This is a genomic window from Celeribacter marinus (genome assembly GCF_965656515.1).
Classification (GTDB): Bacteria; Pseudomonadota; Alphaproteobacteria; order Rhodobacterales; family Rhodobacteraceae; genus Celeribacter; species Celeribacter marinus_D.
In genome coordinates this window covers 1-1,465 of record NZ_CBFHKW010000093.1, presented here as the reverse complement: position 1 = coordinate 1,465, position 1,465 = coordinate 1, and the positions used below count along the sequence as shown (strand labels likewise).

Annotated in this window: 1 protein-coding gene; it reads left to right on the top strand. The window is 54.9% G+C overall.

Translation table 11 applies throughout. The features are described from left to right. Nucleotides 1–1,465: translation initiation factor IF-2 (gene infB / locus ACTG34_RS13285; RefSeq protein ID WP_439105367.1), on the top strand; the 1,465-nt coding region annotated here is incomplete at both ends.

The following is a 1,465-nucleotide window of genomic DNA, read 5'->3' as shown; positions in this document are numbered from 1 at the left end:
ATGAAAGCGCTTTCCCTTGCTAAGGCAAAGGAAGCTGAGGACATTCAACGTCGTGCGGCCGAGGAAAAGGCTCGCGATGACGAGCGTGATCGTCGCCGCAAGGAGATCGACGATAAGGCTCGTGAAGACGCTGAGCGGGAAGCTGCGCTCAAGGCAAAAGAAGAAGATGAAGCACGTGTAAAACGCGAAGCTGAGGCTGAGCGTACGCGCGCCGCTGCAGCTAAGACTGTGAAAAAAGTTGATGCACCGGATGATCCCGCTGCGGCACAAGCCGCCATTCAAAAGCAGGGTGAGCGTCCAAGTCGTGGTGCCGCTGTAACGCCGCGCGCTCGAGAGCGCGAAGAACCGAACCGCACCACACGCAACAAGGGTGACGCGGACAGCCGCCGCTCGGGTAAGCTAACGGTCAACCAAGCGTTGACAGGTGGCGAGGGTGGACGTCAGCGTTCGATGGCTGCGATGAAGCGCAAGCAAGACCGTATGCGTCAAAAAGCGATGGGGTCCAACGAGCCGCGCGAAAAAGTTGTGCGTGACGTTCAGGTGCCGGAAACAATCATTGTTTCCGAACTCGCGAACCGTATGGCGGAACGCGTTGCTGATGTTGTGAAATCACTCATGAACATGGGTATGATGGTCACACAGAACCAACCTATCGACGTTGATACAGCCGAGCTGATCGTAGAAGAGTTCGGCCATAAGATCGTTCGCGTTTCCGACAGTGACGTGGAAGACGTGATCACACAGATCGAAGATGACGAAAAAGACCTCGTGTCTCGTCCTCCGGTTATTACGATTATGGGCCACGTTGACCACGGTAAAACATCTCTCCTCGACTCCCTTCGCCACGCAAGTGTGACGGCGGGCGAGGCGGGCGGGATTACGCAGCACATTGGTGCGTATCAGGTTGTCACCGACAATGGTGCAGTGTTGTCGTTCCTCGACACACCGGGGCACGCTGCGTTTACATCAATGCGATCGCGCGGTGCGCAAGTAACTGACATTGTCGTTCTCGTTGTCGCTGCGGATGACTCCGTTATGCCGCAAACGATCGAGGCCATTAATCACGCGAAAGCGGCGAATGTGCCAATGATCGTAGCAATCAACAAATGTGACAAACCAGATGCTGATCCAAACAAGGTACGCACTGAGCTGCTTCAACACGAAGTTGTTGTCGAAGCCATGTCGGGCGAAGTGCAAGACGTAGAAGTGTCTGCGAAAACGGGTAAAGGCCTTGATCAGCTTCTTGAGGCGATTGCGCTTCAGGCAGAGATACTAGAGCTAAAAGCGAACCCAGATCGCGTTGCACAGGGTGCTGTCATCGAAGCTCAACTTGATGTTGGCCGTGGTCCGGTTGCGACGGTTCTTATCCAGAACGGGACTTTGAAACGTGGCGATATCTTTGTTGTGGGTGAGCAGTGGGGCAAAGTCCGAGCGCTTGTGAACGACAAAGGTGATCGCGTCGACG